Origin of the sequence: Robertmurraya kyonggiensis (genome assembly GCF_005116465.1) — a bacterium.
Taxonomy (GTDB): domain Bacteria; phylum Bacillota; class Bacilli; order Bacillales; family Cytobacillaceae; genus Robertmurraya; species Robertmurraya kyonggiensis.
The window spans coordinates 364,514-388,854 of the sequence record NZ_SWBM01000002.1 but is presented as its reverse complement, the minus strand read 5'-3'; the positions used below and the strand labels follow the sequence as shown (position 1 = coordinate 388,854).

Genomic DNA, 24,341 nt, shown 5'->3' with positions numbered 1-24,341 from the left:
TCACCCTCTCACACTAGATTCTTCAAATATCTCTTTAAGGTACCTATAAACTTCCTCTTTTAGATCTTCATGTTTAAGTGCAAATTCAATAGTTGTTTTAATAAAACCAATTTTTTCCCCTACATCAAAGCGAGTTCCCTCAAAATCGTAAGCATAAACATCTTGGACTTTGTTTAAACTCTCAATTGCATCTGTTAATTGAATTTCTCCACCCGTACCAATCTGTTGTTCTTCTAAGAATGTAAAGATTTCAGGAGTTAATACATATCTACCCATTATTGCTAAATCAGATGGAGCCGTACCAGGACTAGGTTTTTCCACAAAGCTCCCTACTCTATATATCCGTTCTTTTTGATCAATTGGATTAACAATTCCATAACGATGTGTATCACGAGGATCAACTCTTTGTATCCCAATTATGGAGGAAGAGGTTAATTCATATTGATTAATTAATTGTTTTAAACAAGGGGTTTTACTTTCTACTATATCATCCCCAAGTAATACAGCAAAAGGTTCATCTCCAATAAAGCTTCGAGCACACCAGACCGCATGCCCCAAACCTTTTGGTTCTTGTTGTCTAATATAATGAATATTTGCCAAATTGGATGGCTCTTTAACTCTTTCTAAAAGTTCAAACTTCCCTTTTTCAATTAAATTTTGCTCTAATTCAAATGCATTATCAAAATGGTCTTCTATTGCACGTTTGCCTTTTCCAGTAACAATAATAATATCCTCGATACCAGAATTGACAGCCTCTTCTATTATATATTGAATTGTAGGCTTATCTACAATAGGTAACATTTCTTTAGGCATAGCCTTTGTTGCAGGTAAAAACCTTGTTCCTAATCCTGCAGCAGGAATAATCGCTTTTCTAATTTTCTTCATAATTTACCTCCTTTAAAAAACAAAAGGACTTAAGACCTATTCATCTTAACATGAATAAGCAGTCTATTTAAATAGGAAATTTGTTACAATTTTTTCACTAATCTTACCTTAGTGAAAAAATTGTAACATTTTGTCTATCTTATCATAACATATCCTTTACTTTAAATTATAGATATATCTGTATATTTTACAATTTGGTAACAAAAAAAGGAGGCTTCCTCTTTATCGTTAAAAACGATATCTTTAAGGAAGCCTTTACTTAGATCTATCTAAGGTTATACAGAGGACTTAAATATACAAAAAGATCGGTTTATAATCCTCAGTCTTTTAATGCTCTATACTATTCTTGGAATAGGATAAGACAATGCTTAAAACATAAATTAATGATATGGGAAAAATTTCTTCAACAGGTAGATTTACTAGTGAAATAAGATATGCAACTAAGAAAAATAACAAGCCATAGTATAGCTCTAAGCCTTGCTTATCTACATTATTCTTAATGATATAGATTATCCTATAAATCGAAGACAATCCAATAAAAACATATGCAAAAAGATAAAAAATCCCAAAATTTAGCAATAAGTTGATATATCCTGTTTCAGCCAGAATACCTCGTGGATTCAGGCCGATATAATCAAGTAACCCTGTGTTGATAAAAGCATCTAGACCTTCTAAGTGACCCGATATACTCCCTTGTTTTAACGAAAGGAACTTTTGAATGAATTCTGTTGGATACACAAAAATAAAGAATAGAAATAAACATACAACATAAATTGTTATATTCAATTTAAGAGCTTTTAGAAACTTTTCATGTTTTGTAAAAACAAATAGTATAAACATGACAACAGGTAAACTTACTATAAAAGTGGCTATTCCTGTTAATGACTGAGTTAATAACAACATAAATAATAAAGCTATAATAAGTAAATATTTCATCAAATTATTAAATTTCCCCACATAAACAAATACGATTAACATCGGTATAATCAAAGCAAATGAGTTTGGATCGTCCCAAAGCGAACCAAATCTTACAGAAATTGAATTATGATATCCTAATGCTGGCAATCTTTCGAAAGCAAAAAAATTAAATAATTGTATAATTTCCACTGCAATGGATGCCAAAATAAATAACAATATATATTTATTAATCTTATTTACATTTATTTTTGAAAAGGGGAATAGATAAAAAATTACAAGTATAGAGAAAAATATTCCAACTTGTAGTAAGTAAGGATTTTTCACGAATAAAAACGAAATCATAGGAATTATTAATAGGAAAACCGCAAGAAAAATTTCCCATGTTCTGAATTTTCGTACATTGGCTCTTATTTTAAACTTTATGACCATCGTTAAGAACAAAACAATAAATATTAAAATGATTACATACTTACCATATTGTAAAATAGGGGGAGTATCTACGTATACCGGACTAGTATCAGAATCATTAATTTTCAAAGGATATCGAAATGAATAATAATAGAGCGCAACGATTAAACTTGATAGAATAAAGAAATCCCACAATTTGTTTATATTTATGTCAAATTTTAACTTGTTTAGCATTTTTCTCACCACCAATTTTACCCTAATCAGAAGTTAACTTCCAATTATGTCGGAGCCATAAAAATTAAGTAAGAGAAGAAAAAATAGTCTTTTTTTCTTCCCTAATTAAATTTTAAAGTAAGCATTATTATACAAGTCCTAAATATACGCAACAAGAAAGCGCCATAATTATGACATTCTATAGTTTTGCATAACCCACGGCCTCTATGATTTTCTCACTCATATAATCGATCATTTCTTCTGTTAAGCCAGGATATACTCCAACTAAAAAGGTATTATTCATAATCTTATCGGTATTCTTAAGATCACTTGCTAACCGGTATTCAACACCCTCAAAGGCCGGTTGCTTAGTCAAATTTCCTGCAAAAAGCATTCTTGTTTGGACCTTATTTTCTTCAAGATATTGTGTAATTCTATTCCTTGATATCTTGTCACCATCTTTTACTGTCATAACAAACCCAAACCAACTAGGTTCACTATTAGGTGTTGCTTCTGGTAAAATGATATCATTCTCAATTGATTTAAGATTATTTTTTAAACGGTCAAAATTACGATTTCGTTTCTCTATAAACATTGGCAATTTTTTTAACTGTTCTAAACCAATAGCTGCTTGCATATCTGTTACTTTTAAATTATAACCTATATGCGAATAAGTGTATTTATGGTCATAACCTCGTGGTAATTGACCAAGTTGCCAATCAAAGCGTTTTTTACAAGTGTTATCACAACCAGATGGACACCAACAGTCACGACCCCAATCTCTAAATGATTCAATAATCATTTTTAGTTTTGGATCATTTGTGTAAACAGCACCACCTTCTCCCATTGTCATGTGATGCGGTGGATAAAAACTTGATGTTCCAATGTGACCAATTGTACCTGTCAATTTCCCATTATATTTGGCACCTAACGCATCACAATTATCTTCAATTACCCAGAGATTATATTTTCCAGCTACTCGCATTACTTCATCTAGGTTAAAGGGATTCCCCATCGTATGTGCTATTACAATAGCCTTTGTCTTATCAGAAACTGCTTGTTCTATTTGATCAGCAGATATATTATACGTAGCCAAGTCAACATCTACAAATACAGGAATCAATCCATTTTGAACAATTGGTGTTACTGTTGTTGGAAAACCAGCTGCTACGGTAATGACCTCATCCCCACGCTTCAACCTTTTATCACCAAGCTTCGGGGAAGTCAAACTAGATACAGCCAATAAATTCGCTGAGGATCCAGACGTAGTTAACAGCGCATATCGTACACCTAAATACTTCGCAAAGCTTTTTTCAAACTCCTTGTAAAAGCGACCTGCAGTTAACCAAAAATCCAGAGATGCGTCTGTTAGAGCTATCATTTCATCCTTATCATATATCTTCCCTGCATAACTTAAATTGGATTCACCCGGTACAAAATCTTCACGTTGGTGAAATAATTTATGAAATTCTTCTACTTGGTTGAAAATAATTTTTCTTTTTGCTTGCTCAAGCAATTTTTGGTTTAGATTGCCGACCTGTTCAGCATTCATTAATTCTGAAACTGTAAATTCCTCTTTATTATCAAAATTCAAATTGTAAGAGTCTCCAAGAAACTCACATTCAAATCCAGTAATAATTTTTGTACCCTTATCAACGATCGCTATCATTCGTCCTTCATACTTTATTACTTCACCAATCAACTTCAACACTCCACTCAATTTTTGTTATTAAGAGCTAAAATTCCTTCTGTTAATGAAACCTTCGGTTCCCACCCAGGCAACCTTTCTCCCTGATTCCATGTCTCCATAACTTCACGTTTTCTATATGCTCTACCTCCCCAATTTATAGGAAGCTCAACATCCATGATCTCTTTATATAGATCAATCAAATCTCTTAGCCTAATTGGGTTACCAGATGATATTGCAAAATACTTTTGATTTATTAACCCTTTATTCAAGCTATCAGCCGCAATAATGAAAGCTTTTACTACATCATCCACATATACAATATCAATTTGCTGTTCACCTGGAGACATGTCTAATGGTTGACTAGTATTGCTACGCTGCTTTAATAAATAAAATAATTTTTTTCTAGGATCATTGGGCCCATATGTATCAAATAATTTTAATGTGGTATATTTTAATTCATAAGATTCTACATAATATTTAATAATTTTTTCAAATGCTTCTTTTGTAGCTGCGTATAAATTAACAGGATTATAAGATTCATTATGATAATGTTGCCAAGATGTCCCGGTATTAATCAGATGTTTAACGCCATTTTTAACCATCGCCTCCACTAGATGTGTTCCAAATGTTATATTACTTTGTATCAAAGTCGTTATATCTCCAGGCTGATGTTCAGTAATATATAAGGAAGCTAAATGAAATACAACATTTGGCTTAATTTTTTGAATTGCGATATCCAAGGAGTCAAATCGTCCATCGTATATATGAAGATGTAGTTTTGATTTTACATCTGCGATCTGTGTTAAGTTTGATTCTTCTCTAATAATCAGATGTACTTCGGCATTTCGCTTTAAATATTCCCGTACTAGATTAGAACCTATAAATCCAGTACCCCCAGTAATTAAAACTGTAAACGACATATACTTCACATTCTTTCCTTTAATTAAATGGGCTTTTATAATTTTCCAAAGAATCAAAATGATTATCTCTTTCAGAAATAATCATTTCAGAATTTAATTCTGGTACCTTAACGGAACTCCAATGTATTCCAGTATCATGTATAGGAGAATATACTGTAGTAACGTTATAAACTAATATAGCCTGCTCGCTTTTAACGAAAAAACCATGTGCACATCCCTTAGGAATATATATACTATTTCCTTCTTCAGCACTTAAATCAAAAGTTACATATAGTCCAAAAGTAGGAGAACTCTTACGTAAATCTACAACGATATCCAATACCTCACCTTGAACACAGTAAACGAGTTTAACATGATCCTCTGGTGGAGTTTGAAAGTGAAATCCCCGAAAAACTCCTTTTTTGGATACTGAAAAATACTGCTCTTTAAAATCAGATTGTAGCCCATTTTCTTCAAAATCATTCTCGTGAAACTTTTTAACGAAACTACCTCTTTGATCATTAAATTGATTGTTAATCAATTCATATACTCCAGGTATTTTTGTCTTTCTCAATGTTTTTATCAATTTATTTCACCTTACATACAAGATATTCTTTTAATTGTTTTTGGCAGATATTTCTTACATTATCACCATTTTGATAAGCCATTACCCATTCAACTATTTTTTCTATAGTAGTTTCTAAAGTCCAACGTGGTTTCCATCCTAATTTTAACTTCGCTTTTGAGCAATCTAATTTCAAATAACCTGCTTCATGAGGTTGGTTATCTGTATCCAATTGATATGTAGCTTGACCATTCCAATTTTCTATCATTTTACTAACTATCCATTCGACCGGTCTTGCATCATCGTCATTTGGTCCAAAATTCCATGCCTCTGCATATTCAGGACCATTTTTATATAATTTTTCAGCTAGGAGTAAGTAGCCACTCAAAGGTTCAAGAACATGTTGCCAAGGTCGAATTGAATCTGGATTTCGGATAATAATCGGAGCACTATTAATTAAAGAATTCACACAATCTGGGATAAGCCGATCTACTGCCCAATCTCCACCACCAATTACATTACCTGCTCGTGCTGTGGCCACCGCAACACCATGAATACTATAATTCTCCTGATTAAAAAATGAACTTCGATAGGATGATGTCACAAGTTCTGAGCATGCCTTACTATTTGAATATGGGTCATATCCCCCCATTGGTTCATTTTCACGGTAACCCCATACCCATTCTTTATTCTCATAACACTTATCCGTTGTAACATTAATGACGACTCTTACTGATGAACATTTTCTAATGCTCTCGAAGAGGTTTACAGTACCCATAACATTGGTAGAATAAGTTTCTACAGGATTCTTATATGACTCCCTAACAAGTGGTTGAGCTGCCATGTGAATTACAATTTCCGGATTAGCATTTATCATCGCTTTTTCAAGTGAATTTGCATCTCTCACATCACCGATTATTGAATTTACTATCCCTTCTACCTCTGCCGCTTTAAATAAAGAAGGATCGGTAGGGGGATTTAAAGAATAACCTGTTACTAAAGCTCCCATTTGATGTAACCAAATAGATAGCCACGAACCTTTAAATCCTGTATGACCTGTTAAAAACACTCTTTTATCTTTCCAAAATGAACTTGTAATCAATAGTTATTCACCACGCCATTATTATTTCTCCACAGTTTCCATGGAGCTTCATTTTTCACCCAAAGTGATTCCAAGTGATTTTTATCCCTAAGAGTATCCATGGGTTGCCAATAACCAGTATGCTTAAAAGCACTAAGTTGTCCATCTAAAGCTAAATTCTCTAAGGGTGCTTTTTCGAGAATCGTATCGTCCCCATCTATATAATCAATTACTTCAGGTTCCATAACAAAGTAACCTGCATTTACCCATCCGCCGTCTCCTTGAGGCTTTTCTTGAAAAGCGGTAACTTCATTGTTGTCACCTAATGCTAACGCACCAAACCTTCCACTCGGTTGAGTCGTAGTTACTGTAGCTAACTTTCCATGAGTTTTGTGGAATTCAACCAATTCTTTTATATTAACATCTGAAACACCATCACCATATGTAAGCATAAAGGTTTCATTATCAAGATATTGTTTCACTCTTTTTAAACGACCACCTGTCATTGTTTCTAAACCAGTATCAACAAGTGTTACTTTCCAAGGCTCAGCATTAACATTATGTATAATTTGCTTGTTTCCGTTTCTAAAATCGAAGGTAACATCTGACTCGTGCAAAAAATAGTGTGCAAAATATTCTTTGATATAGAAAGATTTATAACCAAGACATATTACAAAATCATTAAAACCATACTCAGAATAGATTTTCATAATATGCCACAATATAGGCTTTCCACCTATTTCTATCATTGGTTTTGGTTTAAGATGGGACTCCTCACTTATACGTGTTCCAAATCCCCCAGCTAGTAAAACAACCTTCATAAAATCACCTCTAGAATTTTTTGGTTAATTATTTCACAAGATCAATATTTTATCATATATACGTGTAGATGTTATTGTTATGAATCAGATCATTCATATAAACTTTTAGTAACGACTCCATATAATAAAAGAATAAACCACGTTTCAAAAATTCTCTATAGTTTCAATTGTACGACCTACCTTTGTTTTAAAACAACTTCCTTTATTTTCCTAAATGATAATTTCAATATTCTAAGAACAGTAATATTATTCTCTCTTAATACCCATAGTGGCCATTTCCAGTTATTGTAACTCGCCTGTATTATCCCTTGTGAAAGAATTACACCTAATATCCCCATATTTGTGTATTCAAGCAGGATTAAAGAAATTACGACAATTCCAACACCTGAAAAAACAGAAGCTTGTACGAATGGTACCGTGTTTGACATAGTTATTAGTGTAGCAAATGTTGAATGATTCCATTCTAAAAATAATACTAATCCTAATACAATTAAAATATTGTTTGGTAGTAATGTTGAATTCGAACCAATTATATTTAAAGCAAATGGTCCAACTAATACTACCCCTAATATTCCAACTATCCCCAAAATCCATTGTGTAGTAATTGCTCTAGAAAATATTAGAAGGTATCTAGTGTTACTATTTATACTCATTTTCAAGGATGCTAACTCAGGGATATAACTATTAAACAGTATAGATGAAAAACTCCCTATAATCCCAAGGACTTGCATACTCAAACCATATTGTGCAGTAACATCTAATCCAAGGTAAGTTGCACATATCAAGGTAGTAGATCTAGTAATTAGCCACGCTCCAATTGTTACAACACCTAGCTTTTTAGCATTCGGCCATATTATTGAAAATACTGTTTTAAAACTATACCCGTTCCCAGGATCAGCATTAATATCTTCATGTCTAACTTTTTTCGAAAAATATTTTTTTGCAAGTACCCTCAATATCACACCCGATATTAAATACATTAGCGATAGCCATATGAGGCCTCCTCCTAGAAGTAACCCTATAATAGAAAAAACGACGTAGGTCAGCCTGGAAATAACCAAAGCCTGATTATCTTCTTTTATTGCTCCTATTCCTTTAAGAAGAGGGTTCCAGTAACTATAATACAGATTGATTATTGTTGCTAAAATATATATAAACCACGCTATGAGAGAATTTGTTTTATCATCTGGTAATAAACTGTATATATATATTGTTCCTAAACTAAAAAGTAGTAATCCTGAAACTGTCGATAAAACGGCGTATATTTTTTTACTTGATACTATGATTGCTCTCAATAAATAATAATTTGGTTTTTCATTAAGCTCTGACAGCATAGTTCCCTCAGTTAATAATTCTTTTGCTCCACTCCATGAATATGAAACGTTTCTCATAATGGTTGGTGAAAACCCAAAATCAATCAGCATAGCTAATGCTGATATACTAGAGAACACATACCAAAGTCCAATTTCTTGAGAATTAAGCATTAGTAGAATTACAGGTAATAAAAAAATATTCATCCCAATATTGAGAATGTTCCCTGCGTAATTCCATATGATATCTTTCTTTGTAATATTTATAGCCATTAAAATTCTTCCTTTTACTATTTTACAAATAAGAGACCAGTTCTTATCCAAAAATCATTGCCATTATTCTCTTGATAATCCAATATATCCTAAAGGCCCTTTTATAAAGAGATAGCAAGATTGGTCTTATTTTATATTTGCAGAGATTGTTAAATTCTTCAGCTTTTAATTCTGAAGACTTCCCTAAATCCATCACCCAATCAATTATCACCGCATGTTGTTCATACTTAAAAAACTTGAACATCAGCTTTCCAATTAGATAACTTTTTCTATTTATTTCTCTAAAGTCTGCAGCATCTTTAACAAACGCCCTTAATGTTTTAGGGTTTAAGGACTCATTATCAATAACTCTGTAAAAACCTAGTTTATCAAGTGGTTTATACACCTTATATTTCTTATTAAAATTGAACAAGAAAAACCAATCCAATGAAGGAAAATTATCCTCATCAAATCCCCCCTGTTTTAAAGCATAGTCTTTATAGAATAATGCTCCGCAAGTAGGAGGACCATATATATTACTATTCCATATTTTTGTATCTAGTGGTCGAATTCTCATTAATTTATTCTTCCCAAATCTCACAAATAACTTTTTAGTTACCCTCTCCAACTTACTATCTTTTTTTGTTCTATTATTTTCCCCAATAATTTCAAAACTTGATACCAATGCTCCAATTTTTTTTTTTTTGTCTAGCAGTTTTGAAACCTTAAATAAATAATCATTCACAAGAAGGTCATCATCATGTAGGAAGGCAACCCATTTACCCCTTGCTAATTCAAAACATCTATTCCAATTACCAGCCATTCCAATATTATCACTATTTCTATAATATAGTAATTTATTATTAGAATACCCCTTTATTAGTTTCTCTGTTTCAGTCACAACACCATAACTTACTTCATTATCAACAATAATGACTTCATATTCACAATTAGGGTTTAATTGATTCAAAGCACTATCTATAGCCTCTTTCAATAAAATATGTCTGCGATATGTAGGAATTGCTATTGTAATAAATGGTTGTTTAATTTTACTCTTATCCCCGTGTATTAACACAGATTCAACGTCATTAAATTTTATGAAATTATCATCGGACTTTTGAATAACTCTCATTGTATCCATCCTTTTTAGTACTTTATCAAAAATCCAGATTCTTATTAATCCTAATCATTTATTAATATTATCTAAATACTCTTTGAATGCAATAGCTATCTTATTTTAGATTAGACTAAACTCCATTTTGTGTTGAAATTCACATTTAGATATACTTAGCGACACTTAATTTAAGAAGTCTAGAACTTTCGTTTTAGCCAATATAAAATAAAATCGTAATTCTTAATACGATAGTATTTACCAGTTAAAAAAGAACAAATTATCTTCATAGTGCCTTCAAAAGCTTTTCTTTTTCTTAAAGCTTTTATTCCCTCCATATATACTTTGTCTGCTACCAAGAATCTCTCTTTTTCTTTTAATGTAGCCAATATTAGCGTTCTATTCATAAGATCAGAGACTAAGATTTCATCCAATAGTTGTTGTGTCTTATATAGCTTGGAGATCCCTCTAGAATTGAGAAATTGTTCTAAACTGTACGTCTTAGAAATTCCATTATTTCTTATCCTATACCTTAATAGACTTTGATTCACTTTTCCTATCTTATATCCATTTAGCAAAGCTCTTAGAGAAAAATCATAATCTTCACAATAAGGTATCTCTCTGTATCCATTTAGGTTTTCATACACCTCTTTTCTTACGAGCCATGTAGGATGATTGGATATATTCCTCTTTTCCAAAAGTTCCATTACTTCTTTATAAGTAAGTTCCGTTTTATCGGTTTCATTAATCTCTTTTCCTTCTTCATCGATGATAATCATACTTGTAAAAACAAAGTCTAATTTTTCCTTTTCTAATACTTTTTTTTGAATATATAATCTTTTTTTTTCTGAAATATCATCTGCATCCATACGCGCTATATATTTGCCTTCACAATACTTTAACGCTTTATTAAGACTTTTAACCAATCCTAGATTTTTTTCATTAATAACAATTTTTATCCTCGGATCTTTATCTTGAAGAGAAAGCAGTAATTCTTTCATACTTTTATTGTCTGGATTATCTAATATGATAATAAATTCTAATTTATCATATGTTTGGTTCAAAATAGAATTTATACTTTTTCTTACCCATTCTAATTCTTCATTATATGTACTCATAATTACTGATATTAATTCGCTCATAAACTAACTCCCATAATTAAAGGTATAGACATATACTTTACTATAAACATATATCCGTTCAGATCCCCCTGAAAAAAGGGATATCACTGAATAAGGACATTTATTAGTTACATATGATTGCTATTTACTTATAAAGCATTCCGAAAACTCTTCCTTTCAATGTTCCAAAATAAAACGGTGCATGTCTCCACTTCAAAGTTAACAAACTTAATAAAATGCCTCCAAGAGGCCTTACTAATGTTCTGATCTTATATGTCATCGGATAATTATGCCTATTTAGAAGAATCCCTAAACCGCAACCATACAGATAACCTCTTTTATATGTTAAAGATAAATGAGTAAGATTGGGATGATGTACTATTATAGAAGGGAAATAGACGACTTTATACCCATTATCAATTACCCTTAAAAGAAAGTCTGTTTCCTCACCCGAACCAAATTTCGTACCTGATCCAACGCCGAGCATTTCATCAAAAGTTCCTACCTTATTTATGACTTCTTTTCTCAGAAAAATTGTTATTGAAATACCTCTTCTCCATACATTTTTTTTATTAACTTCCCCTTCTTCTTCATCAAAAACTCCTGCAGAAATATTAAAGTCTTCATCTACAGATTTTCCCGTTAGACCAGCAATACTATTGTTAGAGACTAAAATATTCTTAACACGTTTTAATAATTCTTTGGGATACCAACAGTCATCATCCGGAAAAGCGATTATGTCCCCAGTTGCATGAGATAGTCCAACATTCCTTGCCCTAGATAGACCTCTAACAGACTTTATATAAATAATTTGCATTTGATTTGAATATTTTTCAATAAGATTCTCTAAACGATTATCATCGTTTTGATCAACAATAATTAATTCGAAAACTTTATATTCCTGCGCTAATAAGGAATTCATAAATTTTTCTATAACATCCATCCGATTTATCGTAGCCATTATTAAAGAAAACTTCATTATCTTCAATTCCTTTTCAGAGACTCAACTAATAGTTTTGGACCCATAGCTAGTTAGTTATTCATTCATACCCGTTTATATTATGTATTTGCCAGTTCCATGAATCTTTACACATATCATAAACATCCCTTTCAGCTACCCAACCTAACTCTTCTTTAGCTTTATTTGGACTTGCGTAACATTGAGCTATATCTCCTGGTCTTCTTTCAACGATTTCATAGGGAATCTCTTTTCCTGATGCCTCACTAAACGAATTAACCATATCTAGTACTGAATACCCTTTTCCTGTTCCAAGGTTATACGAAAATACACCATCAGTTCGCATTATTTTCTCAACTGCTTTGATATGACCTTTTGCCAAGTCAACTACATGTATATAATCTCTAACACCAGTTCCATCAGGAGTAGGGTAATCTCCTCCAAATACTCTTAATTTTTCAAGTTTTCCAATTGCAACCTGTGTAATGTAAGGCATCAAATTATTAGGTATACCATTTGGATCTTCTCCAATTAATCCACTTTCATGTGCTCCAACCGGATTGAAATAACGAAGAAGTGCGATACTCCAACTTTGGTCAGAACTAAAAATATCGCTAAAAATTTCTTCTTGCATAAGTTTGGTACGGCCGTATGGATTAGTTGCGCCCAATGGATAATCCTCAAAGATGGGGACTGACATTGGATTCCCATATACGGTTGCGGATGAACTAAAAACTATTTTCTTTATGCCATATTCAGACATTAATTCACATAGAACCAATGTTCCAGTGATATTATTATGATAATATCGAAGTGGTTGTAAGACAGATTCTCCCACCGCCTTTAGACCAGCAAAGTGAATTACTGCATCAATTTTATTTTCTAAAAAGACTTTTGTAAGAGCTTTCTTATCAATTAAATCAATTTTATAAAATTTAAAATCTTTCCCTGTTATTTTCTTCACACGTTCGAGGGATTCCTCTTTACTATTAATGAGGTTATCAACAACTACAATTTCCAACCCATTATTAAGTAATTCGACACACGTGTGACTTCCTATATACCCTGCACCACCCGTTACCAATATCGCCATCAAATAACCTCCGAAATAAATAATTTTATTCAAAAAGAGTTTTATCCTACAAATGTAAATTTTATATTATACACAGTTTATTTTCTATAGTAAATGTAGAATTTCTAAATCCCTTTACTTATAACAGATTATTTCTAACTCTATGAATCAATTTCAAAAAGTTCTTCTGAAAAGTTGAACGTTTCTAAATTTGATTTTTGTACAGAGTTTCCTCAAAATCCCCAATCAGAGGGAAAAGAAGTTTATAAAGGGGAATATTTTAGAAATACACCTCTCCTAGGTAAAGGTTATCTAAGTTGCTGGATCAACGATTAATACATGCTTCATTCGCTCTTTTTTTCGGGTAATCTGAATGATGGAAAGGTAGCACATATAGGATTCATGAATACTACACTTTCAACCCTATGTTTTAAAATTATGATACAGGATATGATTACTAACTTATCTCTAAGCAGATTCACCAAGTGGGATACCTGGCTAATAAACACAATTATAATACAAAAATGAATATAATTTACAAAATAAAATTAACGAATTTACGGAGTTGTTCCTATTTTGTGTTTAATATATTCAAGTACCTCATCTTTTAAATCCTCTCTCTTTAAAGCAAAATCAATCGTAGTCTTTATAAACCCAATCTTATCTCCAACATCATAACGCTCTCCTTGGAATATATATGCATATATTCTTCTTTCTATATTTAATTTATTGATGGCATCTGTTAATTGAATCTCTCCTCCAGCTCCTATTTCTTGCTCATCTAAATATGCAAATATATCCGGTGTTAAGACATACCTACCCATTATTGCTAAATTGGATGGCGGAGACGTTTCTGGTTTTTCTACAAAACTCTTCACCTCGATCAAATCACCATCTATAGCATTGGGATTAATAATCCCATATCTCCTAGTTTCTTCAGTGGGTACTTCTTTAACTCCAATCACAGATGAACCAACCTTTTCATATTGTTCTATTAACTGTCTTATACATGGGACACCAGCTTCCACAATGTCATCCCCTAGTAATACCGCAAACGGCGCGTCTCCAATAAAGTTTCTTGCACACCAAACTGCATGACCTAACCCTTTGGGAGTCTTCTGTCTTATATAATGAATTTCTAAATTAGATGGACTGATAATGCTTTCTAACAACTCAAATTTCTTCTTCTGATATAAATTATTTTCCAATTCATACGCGTGATCGAAATGGTCTTCTATCGCTCTTTTTCCTTTTCCAGTTACAATAATTATGTCCTCAATGCCTGAATCGACCGCTTCTTCAATTATGTATTGAATGGTGGGCTTATCAATAATTGGGAGCATTTCTTTAGGCATAACCTTCGTCGCTGGTAAAAATCTTGTTCCAAGCCCCGCAGCAGGGATTATCGCTTTTCTCACTTTTTTCATTGAATTATCGCTCCTCTGCTTGTTCTTGTAATAATGAAGTACATAATTTAGTTGTAACCTTAAATTTCCCCAGCCTCTTGTATTTATTTATTTTTTGCAAAAAAAGATGCCTCAGAGCAGTTACTCTTAAGACACCTTTCGCTCAAATATTCTCTTTGTTAGATTTTTAGATTTTTATACCATTTTTATACTCTTGCAAGGATTTGTTCTAAATTTCTCTCCGCTTTCCAACCTAAGTCATTGAAAATCATCTCAGATGATGCGACTAAACGAGCTGGGTCTCCTGCACATCGCTCACCAAGAATGACATTAGCCTCTTTTCCAGTAACCTTTTCACATGTTTTGATTACTTCTTTAACAGAATAACCAAGTCCGTTGCCTAAATTATATGTCGCTGTCTTGTTTTTCCCATTTAATAATGAGTTAAGTGCAACAATATGCGCCTTTGCCAGATCGGTTACATGGATATAATCACGTATACAAGTGCCGTCTGGCGTTTCATAATCAGTTCCAAATACAATACATTTTCTCTTTGACCTACTAAATGCTGCAATATAATAGGAACTAAATGTGTTTCTGGATCATGACTTTCTCCTATTTCTGCTGTCTGATAAACGCCAGCAGTGATAACATATCTTAAAACCACCTTAGTTTAGGTCATATGTATTTGCATAAACTGCAAGGATTTGTTCAATCATCCACTTCGATCTTCCCTTAGGGTTGATCGGATTCGTTCTTGCGTCTTCTGAAATGATATCGACTTCTGGAATTCCATATGTAGCTACCGTTGAAGAGAATATAAAGTTTTTTCACATTATGCTTTAGCATAACCCTTATTAAAGTTAATATGGAGCCGACGTTTATTTTCATAAAATTTGATCGGATCTGTAACAGACTCTCCCACTAAACTGTTTACTGTAAAATGCTTAACCGCTTTTATTGGATATTTTCCAAAAATAATCTCTAAGGTTTTGTGATCTCCAAGGTCTCCTTCTACAAACTCCGCTTTTTAATCAACCGATTCATCATGACCCATTGAAAGGTTATCAAGAACAATTACTTTTTCACTGTTAACTAGTTCTTTAATCAAATGACTCCCAATATAACCGGCACCACCGACAACCAAAATCATTTTTCTTTTTCTCCTTTTTTTCTAAATACAACCCTAAATTTTTTATTTATGGTAGCCTTCTATTATTCCTACGTCAAATTACCCATCATTAAATTGGATTATCAAAGCAAATAAAGTCATTATTCAGGAAATATGAAAACTAATTGTAACATAATGTCGAAATAATAGATGTTATAATAATTTCAATAAAACTTTAAAGTAGGAGGTTATATTTTAATGAAATATCCATTGTTTTTATTCCTCTTAATATTTACTTTATTATTACCTTCTACTTCCTTAGCAGCAAACACTGTCGAAAGAATAAGTGGAACTAGTAGATATGATACCTCCGTTGCTGTCTCACAAAAAGGTTGGCCAAATGGAGCTAACAATGTTGTTTTAGCTATTGGAGACAACTTTCCTGATGCATTGACGGGTGCACCGTTAGCAAATGCTTTGAATGCCCCCATATTACTAACTCAAAGTTCTACTATTCCAGTAACTACAATTAATGAGATTAAGAGATTAAAAGCAACTAAGGTGTATATACTAGGCGGGCCACTTGTAATAAGTGAATCAGTAGTAAAACAACTAGGAGATTTGGGATTAACCACAGAAAGATTAGCTGGGAATAATCGTTATGAAACTGCAGTTGAAATTTCAAAAGAGTATGCTCCGAATTCAGATACTGCTATCATAACTTACGGTAAGAATTTTCCTGATAGTCTCTCTGTTGCATCCTATGCTGCCGAAAATGGAATTCCAATTTTTCTAACGGATACTTCTTATTTACCTGATGTGACAAAAGAAGCTATTAAGAAAGTTAAGCGAACTATCGTAATTGGTGGTGAGCTTGCTATTTCTAATAACGTATTTGCAGAGTTACCAAACCCAACTAGAATTTCAGGAGATAACAGATATCATACTTCAAGTAATATTGTTTCTTCCTTATATCAAACTACTAATGGACAAGCTGTTATTGCTACTGGAACAAATTTTGCTGATGCACTAACAGGTTCTGTGCTGGCAGCTAAGATGAATTCACCCATCCTATTAGTCCAAAACAATGAAATACCTGCAGCAATATCAAATTTATTGATGCAAAAGCAAGAAATGAAAACCTTCTATATCCTTGGGGGGACCACAGCTGTTAGTCAAAAAGTGAAAAGCTATCTCGAAACAGATGTCTATTCAATGATTAGCACCGCCAAAACACTAATTGGTGCTCCATACGCATGGGGCGGTACTACACCAAGTGGTTTTGATTGTAGCGGATTCTTGAATTATGTGTATTCTAAACACGGTGTGCAACTACCAAGGACTACAGAAAATATTTGGTTTACAGGAACAAGTATTATTACCCCACAAGCTGGGGATGTCGTTTTTTTTGAAACTTATAAAACTGGCCCTTCACATGCAGGTATATATATTGGAAATAATCAATTTATCCATGCAAGTACTTCAAAAGGTGTAACGATTAGTAATTTAGCAGACACGTATTATAAAACTCGATACTTAGGGTCAAAAAGTGTTATAAACCAACGTACATATGCTGGGTTCTAAACTAAGGAGCTACAATTTGTAGTTCCTTTTTATTTGTATTTCTATTATTATTAATCTTTTCAGTTAACTTATGAATGCCATATATAATAATACAAAAAGGTTGAACCTAAGCAAATGGTACAACCTTTTTAATATTCGAATATTTTATCTATTCATCTAATCCTAATCTACGTCTTTTCAAATAGTAGCTACTAATGAACGCAAGGGTAATTGTAAAGATGGTTATGATTAGACCTTCTTTAAAATAAGGGGATCTATATTCCATTTCTAACATATACTCACCTTGTTCAAGCGGAAAACCGATAAAAGCATGGTTCACCTCATAAAACTTGACTTCTTCACCGTTCAATTTAATTTTCCATCCAGAGCTATAAGGAACAGACAAGAAGAAAATTCCCTCTTTTTCGACTTCAATATGCCCACTCAAAGATTGGTTATCATACTCAATACCCTTAATACTCTTACTCTTTAGTGTGTCCACTTTTTCCTCGAGCGCTTGATACGAATTAAAATACACCTTGATATCCTTTAAACGATACTCACCCTCAGTTAGCCCAATTCGAAGTAGGTTTTCCTTATTTTCCCATCCTGTATTTATGATAAAGTTCGATTTAGGATAAGACCAAGGGAGACTATTCGGTCTTTTATTCAGAGTCTTATCATTTAGGGTTAAATTAAAATTGTTTCCTTCGGTATTTTCAATTGCTATTTCAACTAATAGTTCCCCAAAGTCTTCTGGTGTGTCAATCGGAATTTGAATTTCAGATAATTCACTATCCAGGACACGAATGATGTTATTCTCATTTCGGTTTATGTGTTTAAGCTTAACATCTTTAAGTCCCTGAAATAATAATTGTGTGTTCAATTGAGTCGTTTCAGCTCTTTCACCTATTTCAACATCTTGATCCTTAATGACTGCTGCTTGAAGGAGTAATTGATCTTTCTCAGCCGTATTAAGTTTTTGGAAATCTTCAATCGTAACCCATTTATCATACACAAATCCTATTGGTAAATAGTTTTTGTTCAGATAGACTTCCCAATTCTTAGTTTCCCAAAGTTTTTCATATCCATAGGGAATATGTTCCGGCGCCTTCTTGGTAATATAGTATTTATTTGCAGTTGCAGTCTCTAAATAAATTCTATTGTCATATTCTTTAAATAAACTCATTGAGTCAAACTGTAAAATATTGTATTTTTCTTTGAAAAACTGATGAACATTTGAAGAGATAAGACTTTGATAAGCACTATTCCCATTAAATTGATAATACATTGGAGTGTTAAATTCTACATTAGGGTGGTCCCATATAACTCTGTAAAACCCTGCATCCCTTTTTTGAATTTCTTGAATAATATTTTTCGCTTCTTCATTATCAAAACTAATATTCGACAAATATGTGCGATTTGCATCCTTTTGTATCTTGGCATCACCAAGTGCTAAATCATAATAAATATAGTGTTGAACAGCACCTGTAATCATGATTGATATTACTAACAAAACAGACCAAATCCATTTTCTTGTTCTAATATAGAAAATAAAAAGGAGGATGGATAGAATCCCTAATCCTAGATTGACATAATCATTTACCATCAATTCCTTAATCTTCTCTCGGCCCAACCACCAGGTATACACAACCAGAAAGGAGGAACCTATAATAATTAATCCTAACTTTTTGTTTTCCCTTTTAACAGCTTCATCGAAAAAGAAAGGAGATACAAAACACACTGTAAAACTTAAAAGATATAACCATCTTGGCTGCATAGCAGACAGTCCATTAAAAAAAGAATAAATAAATGGCACAAAAAAGAAGACGAGATATGTACCGAGAAAAATCTTCTTTGGAATTAAATTTTTCTTTCTCAATGATATCCCGATTAATATCAAAATGAAGACCAACAAAGAAAGACCTACACTATAGGTTGCTTTTACCACACTTCGATAAGGAAAAAACAAATAAAAGAGAGAATCCCTATAATGTTCCCACTCAAACACAAGCGGTACAATATATTCTTTTTGAAGTCGGTCTGTTTTTAAAAATTGATAAATAGCGGGCAAGAATGCAAAAGATGCGATTCCAAGTCCTAGTAAATATACATAAGCACATTTAAACCCATATTTCAGGAAGTCTTTTACTGAACGACTTCCCTCTTTATCAAAGTATTTATAAATAGCATACGAGATAATATATACACTAGAAATAAAACCATAGTAAAAGTTACTTGCTACTATTAATGCAACCATCAATATAAATGGCCACCACTTACCTTTTTCAACAAAGATTTCAAATGAAAGCACTAATAGAGGTAACCAAATAAACGGTTCCATCATAAAATCAAATTGAAGCGAGTTGAAAGCAAATAAGAAATTACCTCCATATATTAAAGCACTTACTAATGAACTTGTAGAAGAACACTTTAAATATCTTAGAAGAACATACATAGAAAGCATAGCTATAAAATGCTTTATTAGCGAAAGTTTATAATTCCAACCAGCAATATCAATTAAATTATCTATATCAAATAACAATGTTAGCCAAAAAAACGGAGACATCGAGTAGTAATAATTAAATTGGCCAAAAATATCTCCACCAAGTCCATACGACCATGACCAAAAAAAGCTTCCATCTCGAAACAATTCATACAGGAAATATTTGAAAAACAAAAGTTGTTTTGTTGTATCGGTCCCTCTTGTAGTTAGTTGACTACCAGATTCATAAATGTAATAGTGCATTACTAGCGCACCAATAGCGAGTATTAATAGGACATAGACACCTTTTAGGTACCTTTTTAACAATTAGGATTCCTCCCCAAATATAACATGGAAGTTGTTATTCAACTAATATTTCTTACTAATTTCGTTTCTTTGATGGATATTTTCCTCATCTACTATATATATAGGCCTATTTTTCGCTTCATAATAAATACGACCAATGTATTCTCCAATGACACCAAGGAACACTAGCTGTATACCCCCTAGAACAAGTACAGCTGATATGGTAGTAAAGTATCCTGGAACATTAATTCCATAGAAAATGGTCTGAAATAGCATAACCAATATATAAATAGTTGATAATATAGTTATACCCATGCCTATGTAAATTGATATTCGCAAGGGTTTGTTATTGAAAGAAAGAATTCCATCAATTCCATAGTTCAACAATTTAGAAAAAGTCCACTTACTTTGCCCTGCTTCTCTAACAACATTTTCATATTCGATTACATATTCTTTAAATCCAATCCACGAGAAGAGACCTTTTGAGAAACGATTATATTCTTTCAGAGAGAGTAGGGCATTTAATGCTTTCCTACTTAGTAAACGGAAATCTCCCACGCCATCAACCAAATCAACCTCTATAAAGTGATTCATCAATTTGTAGTAAAGCTTAGAAACCAATGTTCTTGATTTGGTCTCTCCCCTTCGTGTTCTTTTAGCAACTACTTGATCGTATCCATCATCATACTTCTCAACAAGGGATGGAATTAGGTGCGGCGGGTGTTGTAAATCTGCATCCATAATTACTATCGCATCTCCAGTTGCATATTCTAGTCCCGCTAACATGGCTGCTTCTTTTCCAAAATTCCTACTAAAAGACACATATGAAACACTTGAGTTTTCGTTAGATAATTCTTTTAGCATTAAAAGAGTCTGGTCCTTACTTCCATCATTTACAAATATCAACTCTGTCTCTATTTTTAGATCCTTTATTATTTTTTCAATTTCCTCATGAAAATCACGTATATTTTCAGCTTCATTGTAACAAGGAATAACAATTGACAATTTCATAGAAAATCCCTTTCATATCCACACAAATTGATTTATTTAATTTTTCTTTCTCATATATGGTTATTATTGCCTTACTTCTGTATTTTCATATCTCTGCAACAAAGGAAGGTTCAGATTAAATACGACTATACACTTTTTTTACAAGGTAATTTGCACATACATATCTCGGAAAAGTTTGTCATAATATGCTAAGCTTATTTATTCCGAAATTGACTTATCTGCTAATATTTTTTTGGATATTAGGAATGTAAACGGAATAGCAATTCCCGAGGCCAATAAAGGAGTTATCTTTCCATCAAGTTTCACTATCTCAGTCAAAATATAAATAGCGGTTGTTGTTACTATAACGTTCACGATATATGTTAATGGAAATTGCAAAAACTTCTTTAATGTAGGCTTAGTTTTATAAGTGTAATATGAATTGAGGAAAAAAGAGCCTACCATACTTATTAAAAATGATAAAATATGAGCAATCATATAATGAAAATTAAGGAGTACAAAAAAGAGTAAATACAATAAATAATAATTACCGGTATTAATAAAACCAATGATTACAAACCTTACTCCCTGTCCAAGAAAATTATTATCTTTCAATTTATTTCACCTTCATAACTTTTTATAAATTTAAGGCTATTTATTACAAGAATTCTCCTAACTTCTATAAATACCCTTCTACACCCTAAATAAGAATGGATTATTCTAACGTCTGAGTCAAGTATCTATAAATAGATTTTTTCATCAAAAATATTATAAATATTCATTTATTGATTGTTTCTTAGCAATTCCACGTTCAATATTGTGTAAATAATCATATTTAAACTTATTAAGTTTGATTGGCCCCCATCAATTTTTCTTGTTAAAAAAACGAAACGAGTTCTCTACATCAGAGAACTCGTTATCCAACCTTTATTTTTCTAAAATTGCCTTCACCTTTTGTACGGCAGCTTTCGATCCCCCGCTGTTTTCAACACCCTCAACCATTAATGCAATTAACAGTTCGGGATTTTCGGTATTGTAAGCCACAAACCAACCATTTTCTTTCCCTTTCTCCCCTTGTGCCTCTTTTAATTCAGCCGTACCCGTCTTTCCAGCCATTGGATATCCTTCGACTCTTCCAGAATACGCAGTTCCTGTTGGATCCTGTATGACCTTTGTCAGTGCAGCATTCAATTTTTCAACCTGCTCTACAGCTATAACACTTCCCTTCCAGATCTGCCCCTTCTCTTCCTCCGCAAACAACACAGGTTTGATCAAGTTTCCTCGATTCAATAGAGGAGTATACGCACTCGCTAAGTGGATCACACTCATTTCCACCTGCCCTTGGCCATAACCTGAGTCAGCCAAAGTTACCTCCTTATCCATTGCGCCCGCTTTCGAAGTTTCAATCGGATAAGAATATGGAAATTCTTCATCGAAGCCAAACTTCTTTAACCCTTTAATGAAATTCTCTTTACCTATTTTTAAAGCTGCATGAGCAAAATAAATGTTATCTGAATATAAAAGTGCTTTTTCTAGATTAACCGGACCTTTGGGATCCTTAACTCGCGTTACCTGATAACTCCCCCATGATGAATCCTTTTGCCACTTCAATCCATCTACTGTCATTGTTTCTTCCCAATCAATAGCACCATTTTCTAACCCTATTGAAGCCGTGATTGGCTTCATGACTGACCCTGGCGCATAGGTCGATTTAAAGCGATTAAGCAACGGATTTTTTTCATCTTCTTCTAGTTGTTTCCATTGTTCTGCTGTTGCTCCTAGCACTAAAATGTTCGGATTGAAGCTAGGGCTGCTTACTAGTGCCAGCGTTTCTCCTGTAAGAGGATTGATTGCAGTAGCCATCCCAGGTTCCCCTTTAAATTCAGAATAGGCTTTAGCTTGCATCGTTCCATCGATAGTTAATTGAACATTCTCTCCATCCTTAACCTCTTTTTGGGCAAGAACTTCCTCAGACCCATCTTCTTTTTTTATGTAAATCGTAACGCCATTTTCACCAATCAAGCGTTTTTCTAACACCTGTTCTAATCCTCTTTTTCCAATCACATCCGTACTGCCATAACCCGGATTTTTCTCTAACTCCTCAGCTGTTATTGGACCAACATAGCCAATTAGGTGGCCCGTTGATTCCCCAAATGGATACACTCTTGCTTCAGCATCTTGCTTTAACACAGATGGAATGGCAAAGAGCTTTTCTATAAGCTCTGTTTCATCTGGAGAAACCTTTTTAATGGGTACAAAATAGTCTGGCTTCACCCAGGAAGCATTCAGAGTCTTCTCTATTTGTTCTTTACTAATCCCTAATAACTCAGAGACTTGCCCAATGACTTCGGTCTCCTTACCTGCCATTTTTTCCGGTACAATTCCTATTTCATAAACGGTTCCTGTTGTCGCAAGTGTATCACCATTTCGATCAAGGATATTTCCACGTTTTGCAGGATTTGTTTTTATTCCAATTTTATCTTCGTCTTGTAACTGTGGAAAAATAAAGGTTGTATCCCATTCCACATACCAGCTCTTCTCTTCGTCCCGCTCTTCCTTTGTGAGGGTAGCCTCATGTTCAAACGAAATCTTTCCTGCCAAACTATCCATTTCTACCGAAAATGGAAAACTTATTTGCTCTTCTTTGGTGTCTGTTTCTTCTTTTGGTGGGTTATATTTAACTTTCAAATTCTCAATCTCTAAGTCTCCATATATTTTGGAATATCGTTCTTTAAAATCCTCTTGTGAGATCTTCTCTTTCGAATCTGTTGATAGAAGCGCATACATTTTGTCAAATTGCTGTTCATTCCAAAGCTTTACATACTCTGAGAATCGCTCCTCTGGCTTCGGTTCCTTATTGCATCCAGCAATGACAATCGAAAGAAAAAGAACTAAAGTTGCTATCAAAGCCTTTTTCATTTTTTTCCAACCTCCCTATACATTAGTTTAACATGGAAGTTTTTCTAAAAAAAGGAATAAAGATTATGATGAATTCCTAGTTGTAAACAAACTACATACCATCGTTAATAGCTTTTTATTATAGGAAAATAAATCTTCCATATTTTGTGTTGGTATCAAGAAAATTATTTGATTTTCTAATAGATATTTGTGTTTACCACAATTATAGATTTAGATTAAGATCCTCTTATAATATATTTTCTTGAGGTGAACTTCTT

General features: G+C 32.9%; 20 protein-coding genes and 1 pseudogene. 1 reads left to right on the top strand and 20 read right to left on the bottom strand.

Annotated features, from left to right (window positions below):
• From galU (FA727_RS13095) to FA727_RS25095, 16 genes and pseudogenes are all read right to left on the bottom strand, one after another.
• Nucleotides 1–885, bottom strand: a complete 885-nt coding sequence (galU, locus tag FA727_RS13095) for a UTP--glucose-1-phosphate uridylyltransferase GalU (RefSeq protein ID WP_136831456.1) — start codon at nucleotides 883–885, stop codon at nucleotides 1–3.
• 327 nt (nucleotides 886–1,212) lie between these two features.
• A complete protein-coding gene (locus FA727_RS13090) occupies nucleotides 1,213–2,340 on the bottom strand; it encodes a hypothetical protein (protein ID WP_158318857.1) in 1,128 nt (375 codons plus the stop codon).
• A 283-nt stretch (nucleotides 2,341–2,623) separates the two neighbouring features.
• The gene (gene rfbH / locus FA727_RS13085; protein WP_246041881.1) at nucleotides 2,624–4,135 is read right to left on the bottom strand and encodes a lipopolysaccharide biosynthesis protein RfbH; all 1,512 of its coding nucleotides are present in this window, start codon (nucleotides 4,133–4,135) and stop codon (nucleotides 2,624–2,626) included.
• A gap of 5 nt (nucleotides 4,136–4,140) precedes the next feature.
• Nucleotides 4,141–5,091 (bottom strand): NAD-dependent epimerase/dehydratase family protein, encoded by a 951-nt coding sequence (locus tag FA727_RS13080; RefSeq protein WP_136831452.1) that lies wholly within the window; start codon nucleotides 5,089–5,091, stop codon nucleotides 4,141–4,143.
• On the bottom strand, nucleotides 5,054–5,599 hold the full coding sequence (gene rfbC, locus FA727_RS13075; protein ID WP_194138530.1) for a dTDP-4-dehydrorhamnose 3,5-epimerase: 546 nt from the start codon (nucleotides 5,597–5,599) through the stop codon (nucleotides 5,054–5,056). The genes FA727_RS13080 and rfbC overlap by 38 nt, the downstream gene beginning before the upstream one ends.
• A gap of 1 nt (nucleotide 5,600) precedes the next feature.
• Entirely contained in the window at nucleotides 5,601–6,680 is a 1,080-nt protein-coding gene (gene rfbG / locus FA727_RS13070; protein WP_136831449.1) for a CDP-glucose 4,6-dehydratase, read from the bottom strand.
• A complete protein-coding gene (gene rfbF, locus FA727_RS13065) occupies nucleotides 6,677–7,480 on the bottom strand; it encodes a glucose-1-phosphate cytidylyltransferase (RefSeq protein WP_136831447.1) in 804 nt (267 codons plus the stop codon). Before rfbF ends, rfbG begins: the two co-directional genes overlap by 4 nt.
• 176 nt (nucleotides 7,481–7,656) lie before the next feature.
• Nucleotides 7,657–9,063 (bottom strand): O-unit flippase-like protein, encoded by a 1,407-nt coding sequence (wzx, locus tag FA727_RS13060; protein ID WP_136831445.1) that lies wholly within the window; start codon nucleotides 9,061–9,063, stop codon nucleotides 7,657–7,659.
• A gap of 43 nt (nucleotides 9,064–9,106) precedes the next feature.
• Entirely contained in the window at nucleotides 9,107–10,174 is a 1,068-nt protein-coding gene (locus FA727_RS13055; protein ID WP_158318855.1) for a glycosyltransferase family 2 protein, read from the bottom strand.
• Nucleotides 10,175–10,353: 179 nt separating this feature from the next.
• Complete coding sequence (locus FA727_RS13050; RefSeq protein ID WP_136831441.1) at nucleotides 10,354–11,295, bottom strand: glycosyltransferase; 942 nt, start codon at nucleotides 11,293–11,295, stop codon at nucleotides 10,354–10,356.
• A gap of 124 nt (nucleotides 11,296–11,419) precedes the next feature.
• Nucleotides 11,420–12,235, bottom strand: coding sequence for a glycosyltransferase family 2 protein (locus FA727_RS13045; protein ID WP_281280891.1), 816 nt, complete (start codon nucleotides 12,233–12,235; stop codon nucleotides 11,420–11,422).
• Between the two features lie 79 nt (nucleotides 12,236–12,314).
• On the bottom strand, nucleotides 12,315–13,325 hold the full coding sequence (gene galE / locus FA727_RS13040; RefSeq protein WP_136831744.1) for a UDP-glucose 4-epimerase GalE: 1,011 nt from the start codon (nucleotides 13,323–13,325) through the stop codon (nucleotides 12,315–12,317).
• A 536-nt stretch (nucleotides 13,326–13,861) separates the two neighbouring features.
• Nucleotides 13,862–14,731 (bottom strand): UTP--glucose-1-phosphate uridylyltransferase GalU, encoded by an 870-nt coding sequence (gene galU, locus FA727_RS13035; protein WP_136831437.1) that lies wholly within the window; start codon nucleotides 14,729–14,731, stop codon nucleotides 13,862–13,864.
• A 185-nt stretch (nucleotides 14,732–14,916) separates the two neighbouring features.
• Nucleotides 14,917–15,483 (bottom strand): annotated as a pseudogene (locus tag FA727_RS25100) (NAD-dependent epimerase/dehydratase family protein).
• 62 nt (nucleotides 15,484–15,545) lie between these two features.
• Entirely contained in the window at nucleotides 15,546–15,689 is a 144-nt protein-coding gene (locus tag FA727_RS25445) for a hypothetical protein (protein ID WP_438646627.1), read from the bottom strand.
• A gap of 51 nt (nucleotides 15,690–15,740) precedes the next feature.
• The gene (locus FA727_RS25095; RefSeq protein WP_368732006.1) at nucleotides 15,741–15,863 is read right to left on the bottom strand and encodes an NAD-dependent epimerase/dehydratase family protein; all 123 of its coding nucleotides are present in this window, start codon (nucleotides 15,861–15,863) and stop codon (nucleotides 15,741–15,743) included.
• A 216-nt stretch (nucleotides 15,864–16,079) separates the two neighbouring features.
• Here FA727_RS25095 and FA727_RS13025 point away from each other — a divergent pair, with 216 nt between their 5' ends.
• On the top strand, nucleotides 16,080–17,405 hold the full coding sequence (locus FA727_RS13025) for a cell wall-binding repeat-containing protein (protein WP_136831435.1): 1,326 nt from the start codon (nucleotides 16,080–16,082) through the stop codon (nucleotides 17,403–17,405).
• Nucleotides 17,406–17,553: 148 nt separating this feature from the next.
• Here the strand turns inward: FA727_RS13025 and FA727_RS13020 are convergent, their stop codons facing one another.
• The 4 genes from FA727_RS13020 to FA727_RS13005 all read right to left on the bottom strand — a co-directional run bounded on the left by FA727_RS13020 (nucleotide 17,554) and on the right by FA727_RS13005 (nucleotide 24,084).
• Nucleotides 17,554–20,196: a YfhO family protein gene (locus FA727_RS13020; RefSeq protein ID WP_136831433.1), complete on the bottom strand. Its 2,643-nt coding sequence runs from the start codon at nucleotides 20,194–20,196 to the stop codon at nucleotides 17,554–17,556.
• A gap of 42 nt (nucleotides 20,197–20,238) precedes the next feature.
• A complete protein-coding gene (locus FA727_RS13015) occupies nucleotides 20,239–21,186 on the bottom strand; it encodes a glycosyltransferase family 2 protein (RefSeq protein WP_136831430.1) in 948 nt (315 codons plus the stop codon).
• A gap of 198 nt (nucleotides 21,187–21,384) precedes the next feature.
• Nucleotides 21,385–21,780: a GtrA family protein gene (locus FA727_RS13010; protein ID WP_246041866.1), complete on the bottom strand. Its 396-nt coding sequence runs from the start codon at nucleotides 21,778–21,780 to the stop codon at nucleotides 21,385–21,387.
• Between the two features lie 312 nt (nucleotides 21,781–22,092).
• Entirely contained in the window at nucleotides 22,093–24,084 is a 1,992-nt protein-coding gene (locus FA727_RS13005) for a penicillin-binding transpeptidase domain-containing protein (RefSeq protein ID WP_136831428.1), read from the bottom strand.
• Nucleotides 24,085–24,341: the final 257 nt, after the last annotated feature.